Source organism: Clostridium sp. CTA-19 (genome assembly GCF_054767855.1).
Map to the genome: position 1 here is coordinate 15,736 of NZ_BAAABH010000015.1, position 22,942 is coordinate 38,677.

General features: G+C 25.2%; 20 protein-coding genes and 1 riboswitch. Of the genes, 9 read left to right on the forward strand and 11 right to left on the reverse strand.

The window, feature by feature from the left end; all coding sequences use genetic code 11:
* Position 1 precedes the first annotated feature (1 nt).
* Together hpdC and hpdA are read left to right on the forward strand one after the other, a co-directional pair.
* Complete coding sequence (gene hpdC, locus ACYUE0_RS09720) at positions 2-259, forward strand: 4-hydroxyphenylacetate decarboxylase small subunit (RefSeq protein ID WP_460270372.1); 258 nt, start codon at positions 2-4, stop codon at positions 257-259.
* Between the two features lie 9 nt (positions 260-268).
* Positions 269-1,204, forward strand: coding sequence for a 4-hydroxyphenylacetate decarboxylase activase (gene hpdA, locus ACYUE0_RS09725; protein ID WP_460270373.1), 936 nt, complete (start codon positions 269-271; stop codon positions 1,202-1,204).
* 90 nt (positions 1,205-1,294) lie between these two features.
* On the opposite strand, the gene ACYUE0_RS09730 is transcribed toward hpdA, so the two are convergent.
* On the reverse strand, positions 1,295-1,921 hold the full coding sequence (locus ACYUE0_RS09730; protein ID WP_460270374.1) for a Crp/Fnr family transcriptional regulator: 627 nt from the start codon (positions 1,919-1,921) through the stop codon (positions 1,295-1,297).
* Positions 1,922-2,126: 205 nt separating this feature from the next.
* Here ACYUE0_RS09730 and ACYUE0_RS09735 point away from each other — a divergent pair, with 205 nt between their 5' ends.
* The 7 genes from ACYUE0_RS09735 (at position 2,127) to ACYUE0_RS09765 (ending at position 12,349) form a co-directional block, all read left to right on the forward strand.
* Complete coding sequence (locus ACYUE0_RS09735) at positions 2,127-2,537, forward strand: hypothetical protein (RefSeq protein ID WP_061995243.1); 411 nt, start codon at positions 2,127-2,129, stop codon at positions 2,535-2,537.
* Positions 2,538-2,927: 390 nt separating this feature from the next.
* Positions 2,928-4,235, forward strand: a complete 1,308-nt coding sequence (locus ACYUE0_RS09740; RefSeq protein WP_460270375.1) for a hypothetical protein — start codon at positions 2,928-2,930, stop codon at positions 4,233-4,235.
* A gap of 242 nt (positions 4,236-4,477) precedes the next feature.
* Positions 4,478-7,696 carry a ligand-binding sensor domain-containing protein gene (locus ACYUE0_RS09745; RefSeq protein ID WP_460270376.1) on the forward strand — a complete coding sequence of 1,073 codons (3,219 nt, stop codon included), beginning with the start codon at positions 4,478-4,480 and terminating at the stop codon, positions 7,694-7,696.
* Positions 7,697-7,812: 116 nt separating this feature from the next.
* A riboswitch (Lysine riboswitch) is annotated at positions 7,813-7,986 on the forward strand.
* Between the two features lie 190 nt (positions 7,987-8,176).
* Positions 8,177-9,622 carry an amino acid permease gene (locus tag ACYUE0_RS09750; protein WP_460270378.1) on the forward strand — a complete coding sequence of 482 codons (1,446 nt, stop codon included), beginning with the start codon at positions 8,177-8,179 and terminating at the stop codon, positions 9,620-9,622.
* Positions 9,623-10,074: 452 nt separating this feature from the next.
* The gene (orr, locus tag ACYUE0_RS09755) at positions 10,075-11,148 is read left to right on the forward strand and encodes an ornithine racemase Orr (RefSeq protein WP_460270379.1); all 1,074 of its coding nucleotides are present in this window, start codon (positions 10,075-10,077) and stop codon (positions 11,146-11,148) included.
* Between the two features lie 198 nt (positions 11,149-11,346).
* The gene (locus ACYUE0_RS09760) at positions 11,347-11,988 is read left to right on the forward strand and encodes a peroxiredoxin (RefSeq protein ID WP_460270381.1); all 642 of its coding nucleotides are present in this window, start codon (positions 11,347-11,349) and stop codon (positions 11,986-11,988) included.
* 184 nt (positions 11,989-12,172) lie between these two features.
* The gene (locus tag ACYUE0_RS09765; RefSeq protein ID WP_157450862.1) at positions 12,173-12,349 is read left to right on the forward strand and encodes a hypothetical protein; all 177 of its coding nucleotides are present in this window, start codon (positions 12,173-12,175) and stop codon (positions 12,347-12,349) included.
* Between the two features lie 57 nt (positions 12,350-12,406).
* Here the strand turns inward: ACYUE0_RS09765 and lipA are convergent, their stop codons facing one another.
* From lipA to ACYUE0_RS09815, 10 genes are all read right to left on the reverse strand, one after another.
* On the reverse strand, positions 12,407-13,267 hold the full coding sequence (gene lipA, locus ACYUE0_RS09770) for a lipoyl synthase (protein ID WP_460270382.1): 861 nt from the start codon (positions 13,265-13,267) through the stop codon (positions 12,407-12,409).
* Between the two features lie 37 nt (positions 13,268-13,304).
* Positions 13,305-14,285, reverse strand: coding sequence for a lipoate--protein ligase (locus ACYUE0_RS09775; RefSeq protein WP_460270383.1), 981 nt, complete (start codon positions 14,283-14,285; stop codon positions 13,305-13,307).
* Positions 14,286-14,390: 105 nt separating this feature from the next.
* Positions 14,391-14,606 (reverse strand): hypothetical protein, encoded by a 216-nt coding sequence (locus tag ACYUE0_RS09780; protein WP_061995251.1) that lies wholly within the window; start codon positions 14,604-14,606, stop codon positions 14,391-14,393.
* A 313-nt stretch (positions 14,607-14,919) separates the two neighbouring features.
* Complete coding sequence (locus ACYUE0_RS09785; RefSeq protein WP_460270384.1) at positions 14,920-15,636, reverse strand: DUF6320 domain-containing protein; 717 nt, start codon at positions 15,634-15,636, stop codon at positions 14,920-14,922.
* Positions 15,637-15,659: 23 nt separating this feature from the next.
* On the reverse strand, positions 15,660-16,964 hold the full coding sequence (locus ACYUE0_RS09790; RefSeq protein WP_460270385.1) for a condensation domain-containing protein: 1,305 nt from the start codon (positions 16,962-16,964) through the stop codon (positions 15,660-15,662).
* A 164-nt stretch (positions 16,965-17,128) separates the two neighbouring features.
* On the reverse strand, positions 17,129-17,845 hold the full coding sequence (locus ACYUE0_RS09795; RefSeq protein ID WP_061995254.1) for a DUF6320 domain-containing protein: 717 nt from the start codon (positions 17,843-17,845) through the stop codon (positions 17,129-17,131).
* A 46-nt stretch (positions 17,846-17,891) separates the two neighbouring features.
* Positions 17,892-19,160: a hypothetical protein gene (locus ACYUE0_RS09800; protein ID WP_460270386.1), complete on the reverse strand. Its 1,269-nt coding sequence runs from the start codon at positions 19,158-19,160 to the stop codon at positions 17,892-17,894.
* Positions 19,161-19,419: 259 nt separating this feature from the next.
* Complete coding sequence (locus ACYUE0_RS09805) at positions 19,420-20,652, reverse strand: aminopeptidase (protein WP_460270387.1); 1,233 nt, start codon at positions 20,650-20,652, stop codon at positions 19,420-19,422.
* Between the two features lie 174 nt (positions 20,653-20,826).
* The gene (locus ACYUE0_RS09810; RefSeq protein WP_460270388.1) at positions 20,827-21,624 is read right to left on the reverse strand and encodes an N-acetylmuramoyl-L-alanine amidase; all 798 of its coding nucleotides are present in this window, start codon (positions 21,622-21,624) and stop codon (positions 20,827-20,829) included.
* Positions 21,625-21,812: 188 nt separating this feature from the next.
* The gene (locus ACYUE0_RS09815) at positions 21,813-22,889 is read right to left on the reverse strand and encodes a M24 family metallopeptidase (protein ID WP_460270389.1); all 1,077 of its coding nucleotides are present in this window, start codon (positions 22,887-22,889) and stop codon (positions 21,813-21,815) included.
* Positions 22,890-22,942 lie beyond the last annotated feature (53 nt).

Here is a 22,942-nt window from a genome sequence, read left to right on the forward strand (position 1 = left end):
TATGTTATATCATGGAGAGTGTAAGAATTTTTGTAATGTAGATGCATCTAAAGGTATTTGTAGAATAAGTAAAAAATTTGTATCTATAGATGAGAAAGGTTGTAATAAATTTGAGTTGACACCTAAGTGTGGTAACTGCATAAATTTTAAAAATGAAGATAAAAAGGGAATAGGTTTATGTACTGGATTAGAAAAAGAGAATTGGTCATTTAAAACTTTAAATGCTATAACTTGTAAAAAACATGAATTTAATGAGTAGGTGAAAATATTGATTAAGGGGCGAATATTCGATATCCAAAGTTTTTCACTTCATGATGGACCAGGATGCAGAACTACCATATTCATGAGTGGATGTCCATTAAAATGTAGGTGGTGTGCAAATCCAGAAAGTTGGAGAAGTAATAATATAATGTTTAGTGAAGGTACTTGTAAGTATAGAAGTGGATGTAATATTTGTAAAAATAGTTGTACTAGAGGTGGTTTAAAATTTGATGAAAATAATAGGCCAATATTAAATTTTGAAATATGTAAAGAGTGTAGTGATTTTAATTGTGCCAATGTTTGTTATTATGATGCTTTAAAATATTGTTCAAGAGAATACTCAATAGAAGGATTAATGAAAATCTTGCAAAGAGATTCTAATAATTGGAGAGGAAATGGTGGGGTTACCTTTAGTGGAGGCGAACCTTTAATGCAGAATAAATTTTTAATTGAAGTGTTGAAAAGATGTAAAGAAAAGAAATTTCACACAGCTATAGAAACAAGTGCATATCAAAATACTGATATATTTAATGAAGTTATGCAGTATGTAGATTTTGCTTTTATAGATATCAAACATATGAATAGAAAAAGACATAAAGAAAAAACAGGAGTTTATAACGATATAATAAAAGAAAATATAGTAAATTTATCTAAATTACAGTGGAATGGAAGGTTAGTTTTAAGAATTCCAATGATAGGTGGATTTAATGATGATATAGAAAATATCCATGAAACTATAGATTTTATGCATTGTAATGATTTGGTAGAAATAAATTTATTGCCTTTTCATAGATTAGGGGAAAGTAAGTGGAACCAGTTAGGTAATAAGTATGAATATAGTACGTGTGGAGATATAGATAAAGCTTTATTGAATAAATTTCAGGATATGTTTTTAGAAGAAGAGATAGCTTGCTATATAGGGGACGACACTCTAGGTATATAAAAATTATAGAAGGATTATGTCAAATATATAAAATTTGCTTTGACAAAAATCCTTCTACAAATCCTTTGGATTTATAGAAAAATTGCAAATTTAATAAAATTCTTTTAAATTTTCACTTAATTTTTCTAAATAGGCTCTATTTAAAATAATTATTGAATTAGATTTTTTGTCTACATATCCAAGAGCAAAAAAATTATTTAGAGTATTGTATAAGCTTTTTCTACTGATGGATAATTCTTTACACAATTCATACATGCTTTTAAATTCAAAAACATTATTTAAAGAGTGAGTAAGAATGTGATATGCAAAAATCTCTTCTATTTTAAACAAATCTTTTATTAACATTTTTTTATATATGTAGTATATTCTTTTACTGGTTTTAAAAAAAAATAGATTAACAAAATCAGCATTCTTTTTTAGATGGCTCAACGTTGATTTGTGAATTTTTAAAAGTTTTACATTTGTATTGGCTATAATATCACAACGAAAATCTGCTTCGTATATGTAGCTAAGTTTTCCAACAAAATCACCTTTTTTTAATGAGTCTACTAAAAACATTTTTCCTTTCGCATTAATACATTCAACAGTAACAACACCATCTAATATATAAAAAACTTCCTCAAATTCTTCATCGGAAGTTATTATATAAGATCCTTTTTTAAAAAAAATTGTTTCCATTTCTTTTAAGTAAGGTTGAAAATAATCACAGATACTCATAAATCCTCCTAATTTTATACATTTATATATTTATATAGTAACATATTTCAAACTAATATTAAAAAATTAATATTAGTTTAAGGTTCATTAAAGATATATTAAAGGTTTATACAATATAATGTTAGTTACAGTATATATAGAAAAAATTATTAGAATAAATATATAAATTAAAATTAAATCTTAGGCATTTAAGGAGGTACAAAATATGAGACGAACTGTGATAATATCAAGTTTTGTTATATTATTTATAATTGCAGGAGGAATATTTGGAATAAATAAAATTATAGAATATGCTAATGAAAAGGTGAAAGAGGCTAGAAGTGTTGATATAGTATGTATAACACCAAAAGAATTAAGTGAAGAAATGTCAATTAAAAATAATAAAAAATTTTATAAAAAGGTTATTGAAATTACATTGAAAGTTAAAAGTACAACAAGCAAAAGAATAATTATGGCAAATGAAGGAGAAGATGATATAGCTATAGGATTTCAAAAAGATGTAAATATTTCAAATGTAAAAATTGGTGATGTAATAAAAGTAAGAGGATTTACAACACCTAAAAATAAAAAAAATGAAAAAATTGTAATTGGTGGAGCAGTGCTTTTGAGTCAATAAAAAAAATTGAAATATTTTGTAATATAATAAGAAAGTATGATTGTATTTCATTCATGCTTTTTTAATTTAATAATTAATTTTTAATTTTTTTATTAAAAATATTATTATAATGAATTATTTAATGTATAATATATTAAATAACAGTTAATTTTTTGTACTATTTACTGTTAATTTTTTAAATTATAATAAAATAGGTTTACTATTCCTTAATTATAATTTAAATTAATAGTAAAAGATATTTAAATTAAAGAATTTTTTAAGGTGCTTACATGTAAATGATAAGATGTAGTATTAATATTGAAATATAAAATAAAATCAAATGTGTAAATATTTAAAAAATTAGATTTAGGGTATATCCTCTTATAAATTTTTAAATGTGAGGTGGGGTTTATGAAATCAATCGAAGTTTTAAGTCCAGGGGAAAAAATAAAAAATATTAGGAAAAGATTTAAAATTAAACAACAAGATATAACTGGTGGTGAAATTACACGTAACTTAATTAGTATAATAGAGAATAATAAGGCAAATCTAACTGAAAATGTGGCTAAAATATTAGCGGATAATATAAATATTTATTGTAGTAGAAATTCAATAGATTTTTATATAACTGCAGATTATCTTTTAGAGAATATTACTTCACAGGTAAATAAGATTTGTGATAATTATATTGAGTTTATAGAAAAAACAGATATAAAAAAAATGGATACAATAGAATACTCATTTGATGAGGTTGAAGTATTTCTAAAAAAATATAATTGTAGAGAAAAAAAAATAATTATATTTTCAAAAATAGGAGATAAATTTAAAACCATTGAAAAATATAACAAAGCATATTATTTTTACAATAAAGCCTATGAAAATTATATATTAAATGATAATAAAGAAGAATTTTTTAATTTAATAGATAAATTAGTTTCTTGTTGTATAATTACTAAAAAATATGAGCAAGCATTAAGCTTAATAAATTTTACATTACATGAGTTTGAAGAATTAAAGGAGTCATATAAATATAATATAATAATAAAAGAAATTATTTGTTATAGAGAAATAAAGAAGATAGATTATTCATTGGAATGCATAAAAAGATTAGAAAAAACTTTTGAAAAATATTTAAAAAATTACCCAGATGAATATATAAACTTATTAAAACTAAAATCATCTTGTTTAAGAGAAAAAAATTCATTTTTAGAATCATTAGATATAGAAAAAAATATATTAAAAATAATATCAATTAATGATTTGCAACGTCAATTTGAATGTAATGTAAATATACTTGAAATATATAACTCACTAAAAGATAGAAGAAATTTGCAAAAATACTCTAATAAATTAATAAAATTAGATAAAGAATTTGAAATTCCAAAAAAATTAAAACCAAAAGTATATATTAACATAGCTATAGCAACTAAAGCTTTAAACTTGAAAGAAGAATGTGTAGTATATTTAAAAAAAGCAAAAGAAATTGCTATAGAATTAAATGATAAAATAATTTTAGAAAAAAGTATTTTAATTTTATTAGATATATATATGAATGAAGAAAATTATGAGGAAGTAAACAATATAAAGAATTTAATATTGCAATTAGTTTCTAAAAATAAAATAGATAAAAATCATATAATCATTTTAAATTTAATAAAATATTACAATAAATTAGAAGAACGAGAAATAATAGAAGATATATTAGAATTTTTAATTTAAGACTTTAAAAATTAGATAAATAAATTGAAATAAAGTTAATTTAAAAATGAATTTTTAAATTAACTTTATTTTATATAAATTTTAATAATATTTAAATTTATATATAAAATAAATTGGATATTATGTATAAAATATAAGTTAATAAATAATAATAGAAATTTTGTAAAAAAATTGATATAATTTAACTTGAAGAAATTTATTTTAAAAAATAGAGTTATATATTAATCTAAGATGAGGGAAATATGAGGAAAAAAAGTAGTTTATTTATATTAAGTGTTATAATATTTTCTATACTATTTACATTTAATGTAGAAGCAAAAGAAAAAAATATAAATTTTAAAAGTATAACCATAGAAAACGGATTATCACAAAATTCTGTTTCTGCTATATTTCAAGATAGTGAAGGATATATGTGGTTTGGAACAGCGGATGGTTTAAATAAGTACGATGGATATAGTTTTGAAAGTTATAAATTTGATAAAAGAAGTAAAAATGGCATAGCTGGAAGTTATATAGCAGATATAACAGAAGATTTAAAAGGAAATATATGGATAGCAACTAGTAAAGGGTTAAGTAAAATAGATAAAAAAAATCAAGTAATAACAAATTATTTTTATGATGAAAATAATTTATCAGGAATATCTCATTATAATATATGGAATTTACTTATAGATAGTAAAGGTAACTTATGGGTAGGTACTGAAAACGGTTTAAATTTATATGATGAGCAAAAGGATATGTTTATAAAGTTTTGTAATAACAAAGAAAATGAAAATAGTTTGTCTGATAATTTTATCTTGTCATTAGATGAAGATGAAAATGGTTTAATTTGGATAGGTACTAAAAAAGGACTAAATAGTTTGAATATAAATGATAAAAAAATCACAAGGTATTTTAAAGATAGTGAAATTATGCCATTGAGTGATGATTATATATTTAATGTATACTGTGATAAAAATAATATTATTTGGATTGCAACAAAATTTGGTGGTCTAAATAAATTAGATTTAAAAAAAGAACAAGTAGAGTACTATGTTAATGATGGAGATGAAGATAATAAAAAACAGATACCGAGTAATTATGTTAGATGTATAAAAGCTATGAGCGATAATGAAATATTAATTGGTACAGATAATGGGCTTTGTAGATATAATCATAAAACTAATGAGTTTATAACTTTTACCCATAATATTTATGACAATCAAAGTATAATAAATAATAATATTTTAAGTATATTTAAAGATAAGTCAGGTATTATTTGGATAGGTACATATGATGGTATAAATATGTTTAATCCCAATACTTTCTTTACTAGTTATAAATTCAATCCGACTATTGAAAAAACTTTTAGTGATAAATCTATAATGGGTATATATGAAGATGATGATGGTTTAATTTGGTTTGGAACTATAAGTGGTGGATTAAACTGTTTAAATAGAAAAACTGGAGAAGTTAAAATTTATAAACATAATCCTAATAATGATAATAGTATAAGCAATAATGAAATATGGCATGTTAATGCAAACAATAATGATGAGATATGGATATCCACATCTGATGGATTAAATAAATTTGATAAAAAAACGGAAAAGTTTACAAGGTATTACATACAAGATGGATTGTCATCTAATGAAACTAGGTATATTTATTTTGATAGCAAAGATAATATGTGGATTGGGTCAAGAAATGGACTAACCTGTAGAGATAAAAATGGAACATTTAAAGAAGAAAAAGAAATTTTTAAAAAAGGTGGATTAACAGACGAATTCATAACATCTATATATGAAGATGATAAAGGTGAGTTATGGATTGGAGCTGCTTTAAATGGTGGAATTATAAAGTATAATAGAGAAAAAGGAACAGTGAAAAATTATACAAGTCATATAATGGATGGTAATTGTTTAAGTATGAATAGTGTTAAATGTATAAGAGGAGATAGTACAGGAAATTTATGGATAGCTACTAATTATGGATTAAATAAATTTAATCCTAAAACAGAGGAATTTACAGTATATACAGAAAATGAAGGGTTATCTAATAATTTTGTTTATGGTCTTCTTATAGATGAAGAACAAAATCCATGGATGAGTACTAATAATGGTATATCAAAATTAGATATAAAACAAAATAAATTTTTAAAATTTAATGTAACAGATGGATTGCAAAGTAATGAGTTTAATTCTTATTCTATGTTTAAAAGTAAATCAGGAGAAATGTTTTTTGGTGGAATTAATGGATTTAGCACGTTTTATCCTAAAAATCTAAATCAAGATAATTATATTCCCAAAGTAGTTATTAAAGAGGTTTTATTTAATGGAAATATATTAAAATATAATAAAAACATTACACTTAAATATAACGAAAATCACTTTAATGTAGAATTTTTTCTTCCAGAATACAACAATACATCTAAAACTGAATATTGCTATAAATTAAATGGATTTGATAAGGAATGGGTATATTGTAAAAATAGGAATTATGGTAATTACACTAATATACCACCAGGGAAATATGTGTTTACAGTTAAAGCTAGAAATACTGCAGGGATTTGGAGCGAGGAGACCAAATTATCGATAAATATAATGAATCCTCCTTGGAGAACTCCTATTGCATACTTGATTTATATTTTAATATTAACTTTACTTATATATATAATATGGAATTATGTAAATATATTAGAAAAGATGGTACATCAAAGAACTTTTGAACTTAACACAAAATTAAAGGAAAACAAAAAATTATATGACAAATTAATAGAAACAGAAAGATATAAAAACAACTATTTTATTAATTTATCACATGAACTAAGGACTCCATTAAATGTTGTTATGTCTACACTTCAACTTTTAAATAGATTTACTATAGATAAAATAACAATACAAAATGAAAAAATGATATATTATTTAGATGTTATGACCAAAAATTCTAATAGATTGCTAAGGCTTATAAATAATATAATTGATACATCAAAAATTGACTCAGGAAGTTATAAAATTCATATACAAAAGGTGGATATAGTTTATTTAGTTGAAGAATTAGCTTTATCTATGAAAGAATTTATAGAAGATAAAGGTATAGAACTTATAATTGATCCTGAAATTGAGGAAAAGATTATAGAATGTGATCCAAGTGATATTGAAAGATGCATAATTAATTTAATAGGGAACTCAGTTAAATTTACTAATAGAGGTGGGCTAATAGAAATAAGAATATTTGATAACGGTGATACCATATCTATATCTGTAAGAGACACTGGAGTTGGCATAGATAAACAGAATCATGAAAGTATATTTAATAGATTTTCTCAAGCTTATGATAAATCGTCAGAAGAACATGGTGGAAGTGGTCTTGGGTTAACACTTACAATGCAATTAATAAAACTTCATAAAGGAACTATTGAATTGAAAAGCGAATTAGGAAAAGGAAGTGAATTTATAATAACGTTGCCAATTTATCAATAATTTTCAATATGTGAAAATTAGAAAAATTGGAAATGAGATATAATTCTGAAAAATATAATATGTATTGACTTGAAAGTTTAAAAGATGCATAATAATACATATATTAAAAAGTAAATAATTAAGATAGAGGAGCAAAATTTAAGAGTATTATTATGGAGACAAGCACGATGAAGTAATAAAAAAGGAAATTTTGCCGAAGTTAATAGCGGATGCTTTAAGGCTATTAGCTGGTTTTATATAGAATATATGTAAAACTGTCACAAAATATTTTGTGGAGGGCTATTACTTTATAAACTTTGAAGATTATTTTTTAAAAGAATTCGAAGCCATAAGTATATGCTTATGGTTTTTTGTTTTTTAGAATATGAATAATTATTCAGTTTATTCAATGTGGATGTATCTTGGTTAATTACTTATGGGAATTAATAATTGAGCAGTTATTATGGATTACCTAATAAAATGCCCATAAGGAGGAAAGTAATGCAAAACAATGAAGAGTTACAAAGAGGTTTAAAATCACGACATCTAAACATGATTGCAATGGGAGGTGCCATAGGTACAGGTATATTTCTTGCAATGGGAGATACCATACATAAGGCAGGTCCAGGAGGCGCACTAATAGCGTATGGGTTAATTGGCGTTATGGTATATTTTTTAATTACTAGTTTGGGGGAAATGGCTACATATATGCCTATATCTGGTTCCTTTAGTGCTTATGCAACAAAATTTATAGATCCATCATTGGGATTTGCACTTGGTTGGAATTATTGGTATAACTGGGCAATAACGATAGCAGCAGAAATGGTAGCTGGTGGGTTGATAATGAAATATTGGTTTCCAGATGTAAAGCCAGTTATATGGAGTATTATATTTTTAACTATAATAGTAGGATTGAACTTGTTATCTTCTAAAGCTTTTGGAGAATCAGAATATTGGTTTGCTAGTATAAAAATTGTTACAGTAATAATATTTTTGATAATTGGAGTTTTAACTATTTTAGGAGTAATAGGTGGGGAAAGGATAGGATTTGAAAACTTTACTTCAAATGGAGGGCCTTTTGTTGGAGGTAAAAATTCAATATTTATGATTTTTTTATTGGCTGGATTTGCATTTCAAGGAACAGAACTTGTTGGGGTCGCAGCAGCTGAAAGTGAAAATCCAGAGAAAACTATACCTAAGGCAGTAAGTACTATATTTTGGAGAATATTAATATTTTATTTAGGAACTATTGTTATTATTGGAGCTATAATACCTTATACTGAATTAGGAGTAGAACAAAGTGCTTTTACTGTTGTTTTTGAAAGAGCAGGAATACCTATGGCTGCATCAATAATGAATGCTGTAATTTTAACATCAATATTATCAGCAGGAAATTCAGGAATGTATGCATCAAGTAGAATGTTACATGCTATGGCTAAGGATGGAATGGCACCAAAAGCTTTTGCAAAAACTAATTCAAAAGGAGTTCCTGTTAATGCTATAGTATTAACTACTGCTATTGCATCAATATGTTTTTTAACAGGAGCTTTTGCAGAAAATACAGTTTATGTATGGTTAGTAGCAGCATCAGGATTAGCCGGATTTATAGCTTGGGTAGGCATTGCACTTTGTCACTATAGGTTTAGAAAAGCCTATATAGCACAAGATAAAAAATTATCTGATTTAAAATATAAAGCTAAATTATATCCACTAGGGCCAATTATTGCATTGGTAATGTGTGTAATAATAATAATAGGACAAGGATATAGCTATTTAAGTGGGGATACAATAGATTGGCAAGGCTTGATAGCATCTTATATTGGATTACCATTATTCCTAATTTTATACGTTGGATATAAAATTAAAAATAAGACTAAAGTAATAAAATTAGAAGATGTTGATTTGATATATAATGAAAAAGAGGAAAATAATAATAAAATAGCATAATTAAAAAGTAAAAAAATTTTAAAAATTATCTTTTAAAATTTAACAATAATAATGCAGTATATAAAGTAGATAGTGGAGAATTAAATAAAATTGAACAGATATTTTATTTAAAATTATGTTAATTTTATCGTTGAAAGATAAACCAAAGATACTCTTCACTATCTATTAATTACATGTAATATTTAAATTTTTCTTTAATATATATGTAAATGAAATTGTGTTATGGGCAAGATATCCTTCAAAAAATATGTAGAATGATAGTATAACAGCTATGAAATAATGTGATTTAATGGTATTATTATACTAATAATAAATTATAAATTCTAAATATTTTGATTAAAATGATAAAGGAATTTAATTTATCTAAAAAAATTATATAGTTATACGTAAGGCATATTATTGAAAAAACATAATATGTTTTGACAAGGCTTTAAATAGGGGGTTGTGGGAATATGCGAAGAAGTTATCCTTGTATAGAAGTAGATTTGAATAAGTTAGCACATAATTGCAAGACAATTTTGAAATTATGCAATAATCAAGGAATAGAAGTAGTTGCTATAACAAAAGGGTTTTGTGCAAAAAAGCCTATAGTTAATGCTATGGTTGAAGCTGGAATTAAAACAATAGGAGATGCAAGAATTCAGAACTTGAGGGGTGTCACTGAGCTAAATTGTGAAAAATATTTAGTAAGAATACCCATGGAAAGTGATGCAGTTAATGTTGTTAAATATTCTGATGTAAGTTTAAATTCTGAATTAAAGGTCATAGAGAAATTATCAAAAGCAGCAAAAAGAGCAAAAAAAACACACAATATTATACTTATGATAGATTTAGGAGATTTAAGAGAAGGTGTATTAGAATTAGATTTATTAGATACAGTTAAAGAAATATTAAAGCTTCCTAATATAAAACTAATAGGTGTTGGAACTAATTTAACTTGTTATGGTGGCGTATTGCCAGATGAAGATAATCTTAGTAAGTTAGTTGAGTTAAGGGACAAGCTAGAAAAAATATTAGACATTGAACTTCCAATAATATCAGGGGGAAATTCTAGTAGTTTATATATGGTTATAAATGGTCAGATACCTAATGGAATAAATCAACTTAGAATAGGTGAAGGCATTATATTAGGGACAGAGTCATCTTTTGCAAATAAGATTGATAATACTTTCCAAGATGTGTTTACATTAAAAGGAGAGATAGTAGAAATAAAAAATAAACCGTCTGTTCCTAAGGGGACTATAGGATTAAATGCTTTTGGTGAAGAACCACATTTTGAAGATGTAGGTATTATGAAAAGAGCTATATTAGCTATAGGAAGGCAAGATATAAAGGTAGATGCTATGAGCCCTAGGGATGAAAAAATAAAGATTTTAGGAGCAAGTAGTGATCATTTAATATTAGATTTGACTGAAAATATGAAAGATTATAGGGTTGGGGATATAGTGGATTTTGATGTTAAGTATGGATGTTTACTTCAAGCTATGACATCACCATATATAAGCAAGTACTATAAGCATAGGTAATATGAGATGATATCTCAAGATAGAATTTATCTTGAGATATTTTTTATTTTACAACAAAATTTATAAATAGATAAGGTAAATATATAAAGAAAAATATAACTGTAATTGAACATTTTTGAAAAAAGTATATGTGTGATATAATAAAATCAGAAAATTTAGAGAAAAGGGGGATGAGTTTATTTATAAACTCAAGTTTATATGAAGTTATTAGTAAGAGATAAATTTCCTAAAATGAATGTTGTTACTACAAAAGGGAAGATGAATTTGCCAGATGATTTTAGTGGAAAATGGTTTGTGCTTTTTAGTCACCCATCAGATTTTACTCCTGTTTGCACAACAGAATTTGTAGCATTTCAAGAAAAGATAGAGAAGTTTAAAATGTTGAATACTGAACTTGTAGGGTTAAGTGTTGATACCATCGAAGAACATAAAAATTGGATTTTATGGATAAAAGAAAATTTAAATGTAGAGATTGAATTTCCAATAATAGATGATAGCAATAAAGAAATATCTAAACAATTAGGAATGATAAGAGATGAACAAAAGGACACAACAACAGCGAGATCAGTAGTTATAGTAGATTTTAAAGGCACTGTAAGAACTATATTAGAATATCCTAAAGAAATTGGTAGAAATATAGATGAAATAATAAGAATAGTTAAAAGTTTACAAATAGCTAGTGAAAAGCATTTATTTACACCAGCAAATTGGCCAAATAATAAGATTATAGGAAATAAAGTTTTAATTGGAGGTAGTGAAGAAGTTACAGAGGAGAGAATTAAAGAAGAAAATATATGTAAGCTATCTTCGTGGTTTATGTATAAGAGTTTAGATGATTAAAATAAGCTTTACTAGTGATTGAAAAAGTAGTATAACAAATATATACTATGAGGAATAAAGGAAGAAAGTATTTTTTATGGATAAGTTATATAAAGATAATTTATAAATACTTAAAATAAAAAACTTAATTAATCTAAGGAAAAATAGTAAATAGCATATATATGCTTTAGGAGATGTACTTAAAATGGATAGAAAAACCTTAAGATATTTTAAAATAGCATTCAACTTTGAAATACCTTTATTTATGATATGTATGTTAATTTCTGCTTATAAGCAATCGATATTTTGGATGTTATTTTTTCTAATAGTAATTATCATAGATATTTTTGCTCTTAGATTTGTAGAAAAGAAGCTGAAATAATATAAAAAGCAGTGTTCTATAACCAAATAGGACACTGCTTTTTATGTTGCTTAAAAATTACAAGACTTTACATTCTAAAGCTTCAGCGGCATTATACGAACTTCTAACTAAAGGAGCTGATGCTATATAACGAAACCCCATTTTCATACCTATGTCTTTGAATTTGTTAAATTTATCTGGATGAACATATTCTACCAATTCAACATGGTTTTTAGAGGGTTGAAGGTATTGACCGATTGTAACAATATCACATTCATAAGATTTTAAATCTTTTAATAAAGATATTACCTCATCATCATTTTCACCTAAACCTAGCATAAAACCAGATTTAGTTAAAATATTAGGATCTAATTTTTTTACCATTTTTAAAAGTTCTAAAGAACGTGAATAAATTGCTTGAGGTCTTACAGTATTATATAAACTTGGAACAGTTTCTATATTATGATTTAAAATTTCAGGCTTTGCATCTGTAATTGTTTTCAATCCGTTCCAATTTCCTCTTAAATCAGGTATAAGAACTTCAATTGTAGTAGATGGATTAAGCTTTCGAATACATTTTATGACATTAGCAAAGTGAGAAGCTCCACCATCAACTAAATCATCTCTAGTTACAGAAGTTATAACTGCATGTTTTAAATTAAGTTTTTGAATAGCTTCTGCTATATGCATAGGCTCAAGAGGATCTACATCTGATGGAGTTCCAGATGTTACATTACAAAATCTACAATTTCTAGTGCAGGTATTACCTAAAATCATAAATGTTGCAGTTCCTTTATTATGACATTCTAATCTATTTGGGCAATTAGCTTCTGTGCATACAGTATTTAAAGATAATGAACGGGTTAAAGCTTGTACTTTTTTAAAATTATCACTATGTTCTAATTTTACTTTTAACCAATCTGGTTTTCTTTTATACATAAAAATACCTCCACAACTTAATATAATAATTGTTATACTAAAACATAAGATTAATTAAATCTTTATTCGATATACCTTTTATATAATCTTCTATATTAAATGAGTTTAGTACAGTACTTAATATAGTTGGATTATACGGTTTGTCAATAAGTTTGCTTTCTAGATATTCAATATTTCTTGTGAAGAAAAAGTCTCCATAAAACTTTAAATCTTTAATAATTCCTTTTTCAATATTAAAATTAACTTCAATAGTTCCCCCACTAAATCTTTTTTCTTTTGAGTATTTATATTTAGAGTTTTTACCAAAATTCCATTCATGTGTGGCAAAACGTGTATTCATAATATTATTAATTTCTTTTAAAGCTGTATCATCAAAAAAATATAGTTTTTTTTCATTAAATTCATTCATAACAAAATTTAATACATAGTTTTTAAAATTAAGCACAGTCATATTTTCTTTAAGGTAATCAGAAATATTAGTAACTCTTGATTTAACTGAAGATACACTTTTATGCTTAAATTTTAAAGGATTTACCTTTAAAGCTGAAGATAAGTTTACTATAGAGCTTGAAAACAAAAGTGTACCATGATGAAGAACTTTGTTTTTATAATAATATTGAGCATTACCTGAAAATTTTTTTTCATCTATAACCAAATCATTTCTTCCTGAAAATTTAGCATCTATCCCTAGACTATGAAGAGATTTAATTATAGGAAGAGTGAATTTTTTAAAGTTAGAACTAACATCACCAGTATTTTGAGAAATAAAAGAAAAATTTATGTTTCCTAAATCATTGAAAACTGCACCACCACCAGTAAGTCTTCGAACTACTTTAATATTATTATTACTTACATAATCTTCATTTATTTCAGCAAATGCGTTTTGATTTCTACCAATAAGTATGCAAGGCTCATTTTGCCATAACATAAAACAATCATTATCTAAAGTTTTTAAAATATATTCTTCAGCAGAATGATTAAAATATGGGTTTATGTTATTGTGATTTATAAATATCATTATTTAGCAACCTTTCTTTTTTAGTTATGTATAAAATAAAAAAGAAAGAGAAAATTTATACTCTTTCTTTTTTATTTAAAACTAAATAATTAAGAATAAATAATATTAGTTTTGTTTAGTTTCTTCTTTTTTATTTGTATCTTTATCTTTGTTTGCATTTGCATCCTTAGTGTCATCTTTTTTAGTGTCATCTTTTTTATTAGTGTCTTCTACCTTTGTGTTATTTCCTTCAGTTTTGTTCTCAGTAGCGTTGTTTCCACCACAAGCAACTAAAGATAATGTTAACATTACTGATAATACGATTGAAAGAACTTTTTTCATTTTAAAATCCTCCTAAGATTAAATACATATTTTTAACTTCGATTATTATTATACTCCTAAAATTTAACAAAATAAATACAAAATTCAAAAAAAACACAATATTTAATCAATAAAAAGTTGTTTTGAGAAAAAGTAAAATCTATTTCAAAAATATCCTTTAAATATAAATAAATTCAAGAATATTAAAAGAAAAATAATACAATAAATGGTAAAAACTATTGACATATGTAATAAAAAACAAAAATATAAGTTAAAAAGTTAGAAATAAAAAACCTTTAAATAAAAAATATTATTTAAAGGTATATTAAAACAATTATATATGGAATTTTTTTCTAAATTTTTCTTTATATTGTTCTGGTAATTTATAATGTATGTATAATAAAGCAATAGATAAAGGAAATCCTATAAAGGCAATTATTATTGACCAAGTTAATATTATAAATTCTTTATAGTTTAGACATATTAGTGTGTCAATGGCTAAAGAATATAAAGTTAAAAGAAAAATAATATATGCAGCTATATTAAATCCTGGATTTCTACTTATTCTAATTAATTTTACAAGAGACAGTATAAATATTGTAGCTAAGAAAATACAAGGTAATCCAAAAGTAATAGACCAATATAGTTCACCATCAACAATATCTAATAAAAGAATTAAAAAAAAAGTATTAGTGGCCATTGATTTTATAAATTTATCTAAAGATAAGTTAGTTTTAAGTATTATATATAAGTAAATTATTCCAGATAAAATACTTACAGTGCTATATCTTGACCAAGTAATAGTTTTAGAAAAATATATGTTTTGCAGAGTAGCTATAAATATACCACATATAGAAATAGCTAATAATACTGAAAATATTACTTTTTTAAGTTGCTCATGCTTTGAAGAATAAATGTTAGTAGCATTAGGAAATTTATTTTCTTCTTCAATTTGAATATCTGGAATTATATTTGGTATAGAGAATTCACAAAGAGGACACTCTTTTAAAGTATACTCTACTTCTACACCACATTTTGGACAATAAGGCATAAAAGAAAATACCTCCTTTAATCTTATTTATGTATAAAGTTGTTATTTGTTTCAATTTTAGAAACTATACCCATTTTACGTAGTTTCCTAAAAAAAAGTTTTTCTATAGTTTTATCGTAAGTTACTTTTCCAAAAGTTATATAAAGATTGTCTTTATAACTAGCCATAACAATTTTTATTTTATTACCTTCACTAGGAGGAGGATATGCTTCAAAACGCTCTATAAGTGGTTCAAGCTCTTTAGGCATAGTTATCTTACCAACATTAGATATTCCACTGGTGTAACTACCTTCACCAAGTCTGCTATAAGCAATAGGCAATACTAAATTCTTAATAAAAAGAGGTGTAGAACGATTTAAAAAACTTAACTCACTTTTAATATTTTTGGTTATTTGCTGATCAATAAAACGTTTGTGAGTTTTTTCTTTCATATATTGATGAACATAAGCTAATATTTCATCAAAACTATAATCTAAAAGTCTAGGATCTATCATAGGAGTTACAGATATAAAAAAGTTTCTAAGTGTTTTTGAATCATATAATTTTCTTAAACTAACTGGTACATTTAAAATTATTGGATTCAATTTTATTTTAGGATTTTCCTTTTTTAACTCCTTTATGTAATCTAATATAGTATCAAAATAAACCGCTATGATAAATTCTGTAAGGGTTACACCATGGCTTTTGGAAATTTCTAATATGTTTTTAACAGGGAGTATTCCTGTTACTATATGGTATACTCCTTTAGTATCTAAAGGCATAGGAAAATGAAATGCCTTTGGTAATCTATAAGGTGGTGGCGTAGTCTTATTAAGGTATCTTTTGAAGGAGTCTTCAAACTCTTCTTCTTTTGGAACATCATTATAATTAAAAAAAGATGTATCTTCATCTATAAAATTTATTTTTTTAAGTTTAAAATATTCTTTTAAAAGGCTTTGTAAAAATATTATTCCACCGGTACCATCTGTTATACTATGTGAAAATTCAACAGAGACTCTTTTTTTATAGTATATTACTCTAAAAGGAAAGGTACCCTTTTTTTTAAGCTCTAAACGAATACAAGGATAGTATTTTTCTTCTTCAACCTTTGGTGTTTTTTTTGTATGATCAAAATAATACCAAAACAATCCTGGTCTTAAATTTACTTGAAAATAAGGGAAACGTTTAATAACTAGATTTAAGGCTTGTTGAAGCAAAGTAGAATCTACATATTCTGTTAAGGTTGAAGAAATTCTAAAGATTGTACTTACCCTCCAAGACATTATGGAAGGGTATAATTTTCCTGCATTATCTAAAGGGTACCAGTTTGATTTTGATTTTTTTTTCATAAATAAACCTCTTTCAATAAACCCAAATTTAAAACTAATTTAATTATAGCATCAATCATTTAAATAGTAGATTAATTTTTCAAAAAATTAAGTTTTAAATGACTTTTTATGCTATAAATAATTAATAATATTATTTATAGTATATCGATTTAATTGGAATTTAATTATATATGAAGTTTTTTCTTCAATTTAATTTTATATTCAACAGGTAATTTATGATGTATATATATAAGCACTAAGCCTAGAGGTAATAAAACTATAGTCACTAATAAAGACCATCTTAATTTAAATAAGTTATATAAAGTTAAAGATACAAAACCATCAATTCCAATACAATACAAGGATAAGGCAATTAAAGTGTATCCCGCTACATTAAAATATTTATGCTTAGCAATTCTAAAAACTTCATAGCATATGGATAAAAGACATATAGTCATTACTATAAAAGGAAGTCCTAATTTTATAGACCAAGATAACTTACCATCAAAAATATCTAATAATAATATTAATATAAAAGTATTTAAACCAAATCCTATTATAAAATTTTTAAACTTCCATTGTAAATCTAGCATTAGATAAAAATAAAACATAGCTGCAACTATACAAACTGTAGAGTATTTTGACCAAGTAAGTTTTCCAGAAATATAAAAATTACAAAATAAGGTTATAAACATGCTACATATACAAAATGCTTTAATTATAGAAAAAAGTATTTTTTTAAATTCTTTAACTTTTTTATTATAAATATTAATTGCATTAGGAAAACTATCAGAAAAACTTTCTGAAGAATTTGTATCTATGTAAGGTAAAGAAAACTTACATAGAGGACATTTTTTCGCATTAGAGTTAACTTCCACACCACATTTAGGACAATAAGACAACTATTAACACCTCCAGTAAATCTTAATATAGAAATATATATTCATATTAATTAGTTTCTATTTTTATAGGTATGCCCATTTTTCTAAGTTTATTAAAAAATATTCTTTCAATATTTGAATCTGTGGTTACTTTCCCAAAAGTTATATAAAGAGTTTTTTTGAAACTTAATAAAACAAGTTTAATTTTATTACCTTCACTTGGTGGAGGATATGCCTCAAATTTCTCTATATAAGGATACAGTTCCTTAGGAATAGTTATTTTACCTAAATTGGAAAGGCCACTGGTATAATGTCCCTCAGCAAAGGTGCTATAAGCAATAGGTAAAAATAAATTTTTAAATATAAGAGGAACTGCTCTATTTAAAAAGAAAAGTTCTGTTTTAACATTTTTGCTAATATGTTGATTAATCTGTTTTTTATCAGTATTAATATACATATAACTTTTAATATAGGTTAAAAGCTCATCAAAAGTATATTCACCTAATCTTGGATCAATCATTGGTGTTATAGAAATAAAAAAATTTCTAAGAGTTTTAGAATTATAAATTTTTCTAAGATTTACTGGTACATTTAGTATTATAGGTGATTTTTTAAATGGTAAATCAAATCTTTCTAACAATTTAATATAATCTAGTATTGTATCAAAATATACTGCTAAGAAAAATTCTGTAACAGTGGCATTTTTAGATTTGCAAATACTAAGTACTTTGTCTAAAGGAAGAGAACCTGTAACTATATAATATATACCTTTAGAGTCTAGCTCCATAGGGAAATGGAAAGCAAAAGGTAGTGGTGATGGACTAGGTATATCTGGATTAAAATGTTTTTTAAAGGAATCTTCAAAAAATAAATTAGAAGAGTAATTATTGATTTCCTTTGTTTCTTTTATAATGTTTTTAAAATAAAAATATTCATATAGTAAATTTTTCATAAATATTAATGCGCCATGACCATCAGTAATACAATGAGAAAATTCTAAAGAAATTTTTTTGTTATAATATAAAATTTTAAAGGGAAAGTTACCTTTCTTTTTAAGTTCCATTCCAGTGCAAGGATAATAGGTTTCTTTTTCAATTGTAGGAAAAAAGTTTACATAGTCAAAATAATACCAAAATAATCCTGGCTTTAAGTTGACTTTAAAAAAAGGAAATTTATTGATTGTTTTGTTTAAAGCCCTTTGTAATATTTTTGGTTCTATATCAACAGTTAAAGTAGCAGAAATTCTAAAAACAGTAGTAACCCTCCAAGACATTATTGAGGGATATAATTTGCCTGCATTATCAAGAACGTACCAGTCGAATTTATTATTATTCATAATTACCTCATAAAAAAATACTTAAGCATATTTAAAAAATAACAAGTGATACTAGACTAATTTCCTTATGCTACATCAATAAAATTCGCTGTCATACAGAAAATATAGTGTAACAATTTTAACTTGATATTTTTGTATGCTTTATATAAATATTCATATTATAAAAATAATAAAAAAAGTACTATTAAATTTTAATGGCAAAATACAAAAAAAGGAGTCTCATCATTTAGAGATACTCCCTTTGAAATTTTATTTTTTACTAAAATGCCCAGTTCCCATTTTTAAATATATAAAATTCTTCATCTTCTTTAGTTATTCCAATTATATCAAGATCACTTGATCCTATCATAAAGTCAACATGAGTTAAAGAGGTATTACCACCAGCATTTTTAAATTCTTCTTCGGACATTTCAGTACCATTTTCTAAACATGTAGGATAACCATTTCCAAATGCTAAATGACATGAAGCATTTTCATCAAATAATGTATTATAAAATACTGTATTTGAATTAGAAATTGGAGAATCAAAAGGAACTAATGCAACTTCACCTAAATAACGAGCACCTTCATCTGTATCTAATAATTTTTTTAATGTCTCATAACCTTCTTTTGCTGTAAAATCAACAACTTTTCCATCTTTAAAAGTTAAAGCAAAATCATTAATTAAGTTTCCACCATAATTAAGAGGTTTAGTACTAGTTACAGTTCCATTAACACCTGTTTTAAGCGGTAGCGTAAAAACTTCTTCAGTTGGCATATTAGCAACAAAAAAAGTGTTTTTACCATTGTATTCTCCGCCACCAGACCAAATGTGATTTTCAGGAAGTTCTACAGTAAGGTTGGTGATGCTTGATTTATAATGTAATTTTTTGAATTTCTTTTCATTTAGAAATGCTGTACTTTTTTCAAGAGTTTTTAGGTGTTCATTCCAAGCAGCAACAGGATTATTTTTATCAACTCTTACTATTTTAAATATAGCTTCCCATAATTTTTCAACAGCTTCTTTTGGTGAAACTTCAGGAAATACTTTTTTAGCCCATGCTTCTGTAGGAACAGACACTACATTCCATGCAACAGTGCTACTCATAGTATATTCTCTAAAAGCTTTAGTAGCTAATGAACGGGCTTTGCTAGCAGACGCTATTCTAGAAGGGTCTACAGGTTTTAAAATTTCAGGATCTTGTGCGTATATACTTAAAAATGCAGCATTATTTTTTGCTAAATCTTCAAGTTCATCAGCTTCAAATTTAGAAAATTCGTTAAATACTTCTTCTGGAGCATTTAAAAATTTTATTAAAGATGCTTTTTCATCATTCCATTTAATTATAACATTTCTAGCACCATGTTTATAAGCAGACTCAGATATAGCTCTTGCAAATTCAGCACATTCAATAGGGGAATTAACAACTAAAGTTTGATTTTTTTGTATGTTTATGCCAACACAAACTGCAAGATCTGCATATTTCATTAATGTTTCTTGGAAATTATTCATTTTATATTCCTCCTAAATAAATTATATTTCAATTATATTTTTTATAAAATACATTAATTATAATATATTAACAACATATTAGCAAAAAAATTTGAATAATCAATATTTTTATTAATAAGGTATTTATAAAAAAATAGGAATGGACATATATCCATTCCTATTTTAAATAAAACTTTATAATTTATTCATATATTTTAAAACAGCTTTTATAGTTTCATATCTATCGCTGCCTTCTAATCTAATATCACCTTTAGTTTTTACACCACCACCAACTACAAAGATTTTTTCAGCAGGCATTGTAGTGGCGTTATAATTACTTTCTCTTACTACAGGAGAAAGTAGAAAATCAGCTAAATATTCTGCAGCTCTTTTATCTATATCATTATTATATATAATTAAATTTTTCACTTTATTCACCTCAGGTATTGGTGTAGAGTTTTGTATTGTAGGATCAATTCCATTTGCTATAGCAAAACCTAATTTATCTTCACTAAATTTTTTATACAATTCAACATCTTTTGTTGCTTCACAGAAAAAACATTCTATTATCATGGCTTCCATAGAAGTGGAATTGAGCTCTGCAAGCTCAGTTGAAAATTTAATGCCTCTATTAATAAAGCCAAGTTTTTGAAAATTACTTAAGATTCTATTAGCTTTATCTTTAGTAGCTTGGCTACAATTTGGATAAACCCAAATTTCTGAACCAATAGCCCCGTTGTATGAATCGTATGCTTTATTTAAATGAATAGAATAGAAAAAATCTACATTTGATGAATTAGCTTTATTTATACCCCACATTAATTCTACACTAGCATCATTCATATTCCCAGGATAACAATCTATAAATTGATGAGATTTTTCCAAATATTTTTTAGAATATAAGAATATCTTTCTAGCCTCAGTAGTTTCATCAATTATACCACTAGCACCTGGAGCCAATGGGTTATGACCAGATCTTCCCCCGATTTTCATAATTTGCACCTCTTTTATATGAGTACATTTTGTATATAAGATACTTTACATAATATAATATGATAATACATTTATGTTAGTGTATAATTTATGGCTTAAAATAATAAATTTAATTAAATTTATATTATATAAATGAAAATGTACTATCTCAAAATAATAAAATCTATTTTAAGATAGTACATTAAAAACTATTCTATAACTACTAATTCTTTATTAAATTCATTTAATATTTCACAACCATCTTCTGTAACTAGAACTAAATCTTCTATTCTCACTCCAACTTCACCTGGAATATATATTCCAGGTTCAATTGAAAATATCATTCCTGGTTGAACAGCATCAGTGTTAACAGAAGAGACATCACCAAGGTCATGAACTTCAAGTCCAATTGAATGACCAGTTCTATGAGTAAAGTATTTTCCATAACCTTTAGAATCAATATAATCTCTAGCAGCCTTATCTATATCACAAAATCTTACTCCAGGTTTAATTATTGATATAGCTTTTTTATTAGCTTCAAGTACTGTTTCAAATACTTCTTTAGATTTTTGTGGTACATTCTTATAAAATACAGTTCTTGTCATGTCAGAACAATAGGAATCTTTTACACATCCCATATCTATAATTATGGAATCTCCCTCTTTAACCATAGAATTATCATTACCATGATGTGGATCTGCGCCATTTGCTCCATAAGCTATTATAGGGTCAAATGAAAAACCTTCAGCTCCAAGATTTTCATATATTTCCAAAAGCTTTGAAGCCATTTGCTTTTCGCTAAGTCCATCTTTTATATAAGTTTGTATTTTTTTCATAGCCATATCGTTAATTTTAGAAGATGCTCTCATTAGGTCTCTTTCTTCATCATCTTTAAACATTCTACAAGTATCAATTATTATAGAACCATTTACTATGTTAGAATCGCCTTTAAGCTCCATAAGTCTTAAAAGGAAACGAGCAGGCCAATTTTTGTCAACACCTAAAGTTTTATCTTTGTCTATGTAGTTATTTATTATTTCTACAGCATCATTATTATCGTCAAACCAAACTTTTTCAACACCTAAGTCTTCATGTACAGGGAATAGTTTATTTATAAATAGTCTATGATCCCCATTAATATTTAAATATAGTGCTAACAATCTTTCACCAGGATGAATCCACTTTCCAGTTAAGTAAAAAATAGCTGCTGGGTCAGATATTAGCAGTTGAGTTATTTTCCTATCATTCATTCCTTCTATAACTTTGTTAAGTCTATTTTGTTTCAAAATAATCTCCTCCAATACACTTATATTAAATTAAAATTTAATTAAATCTAGAT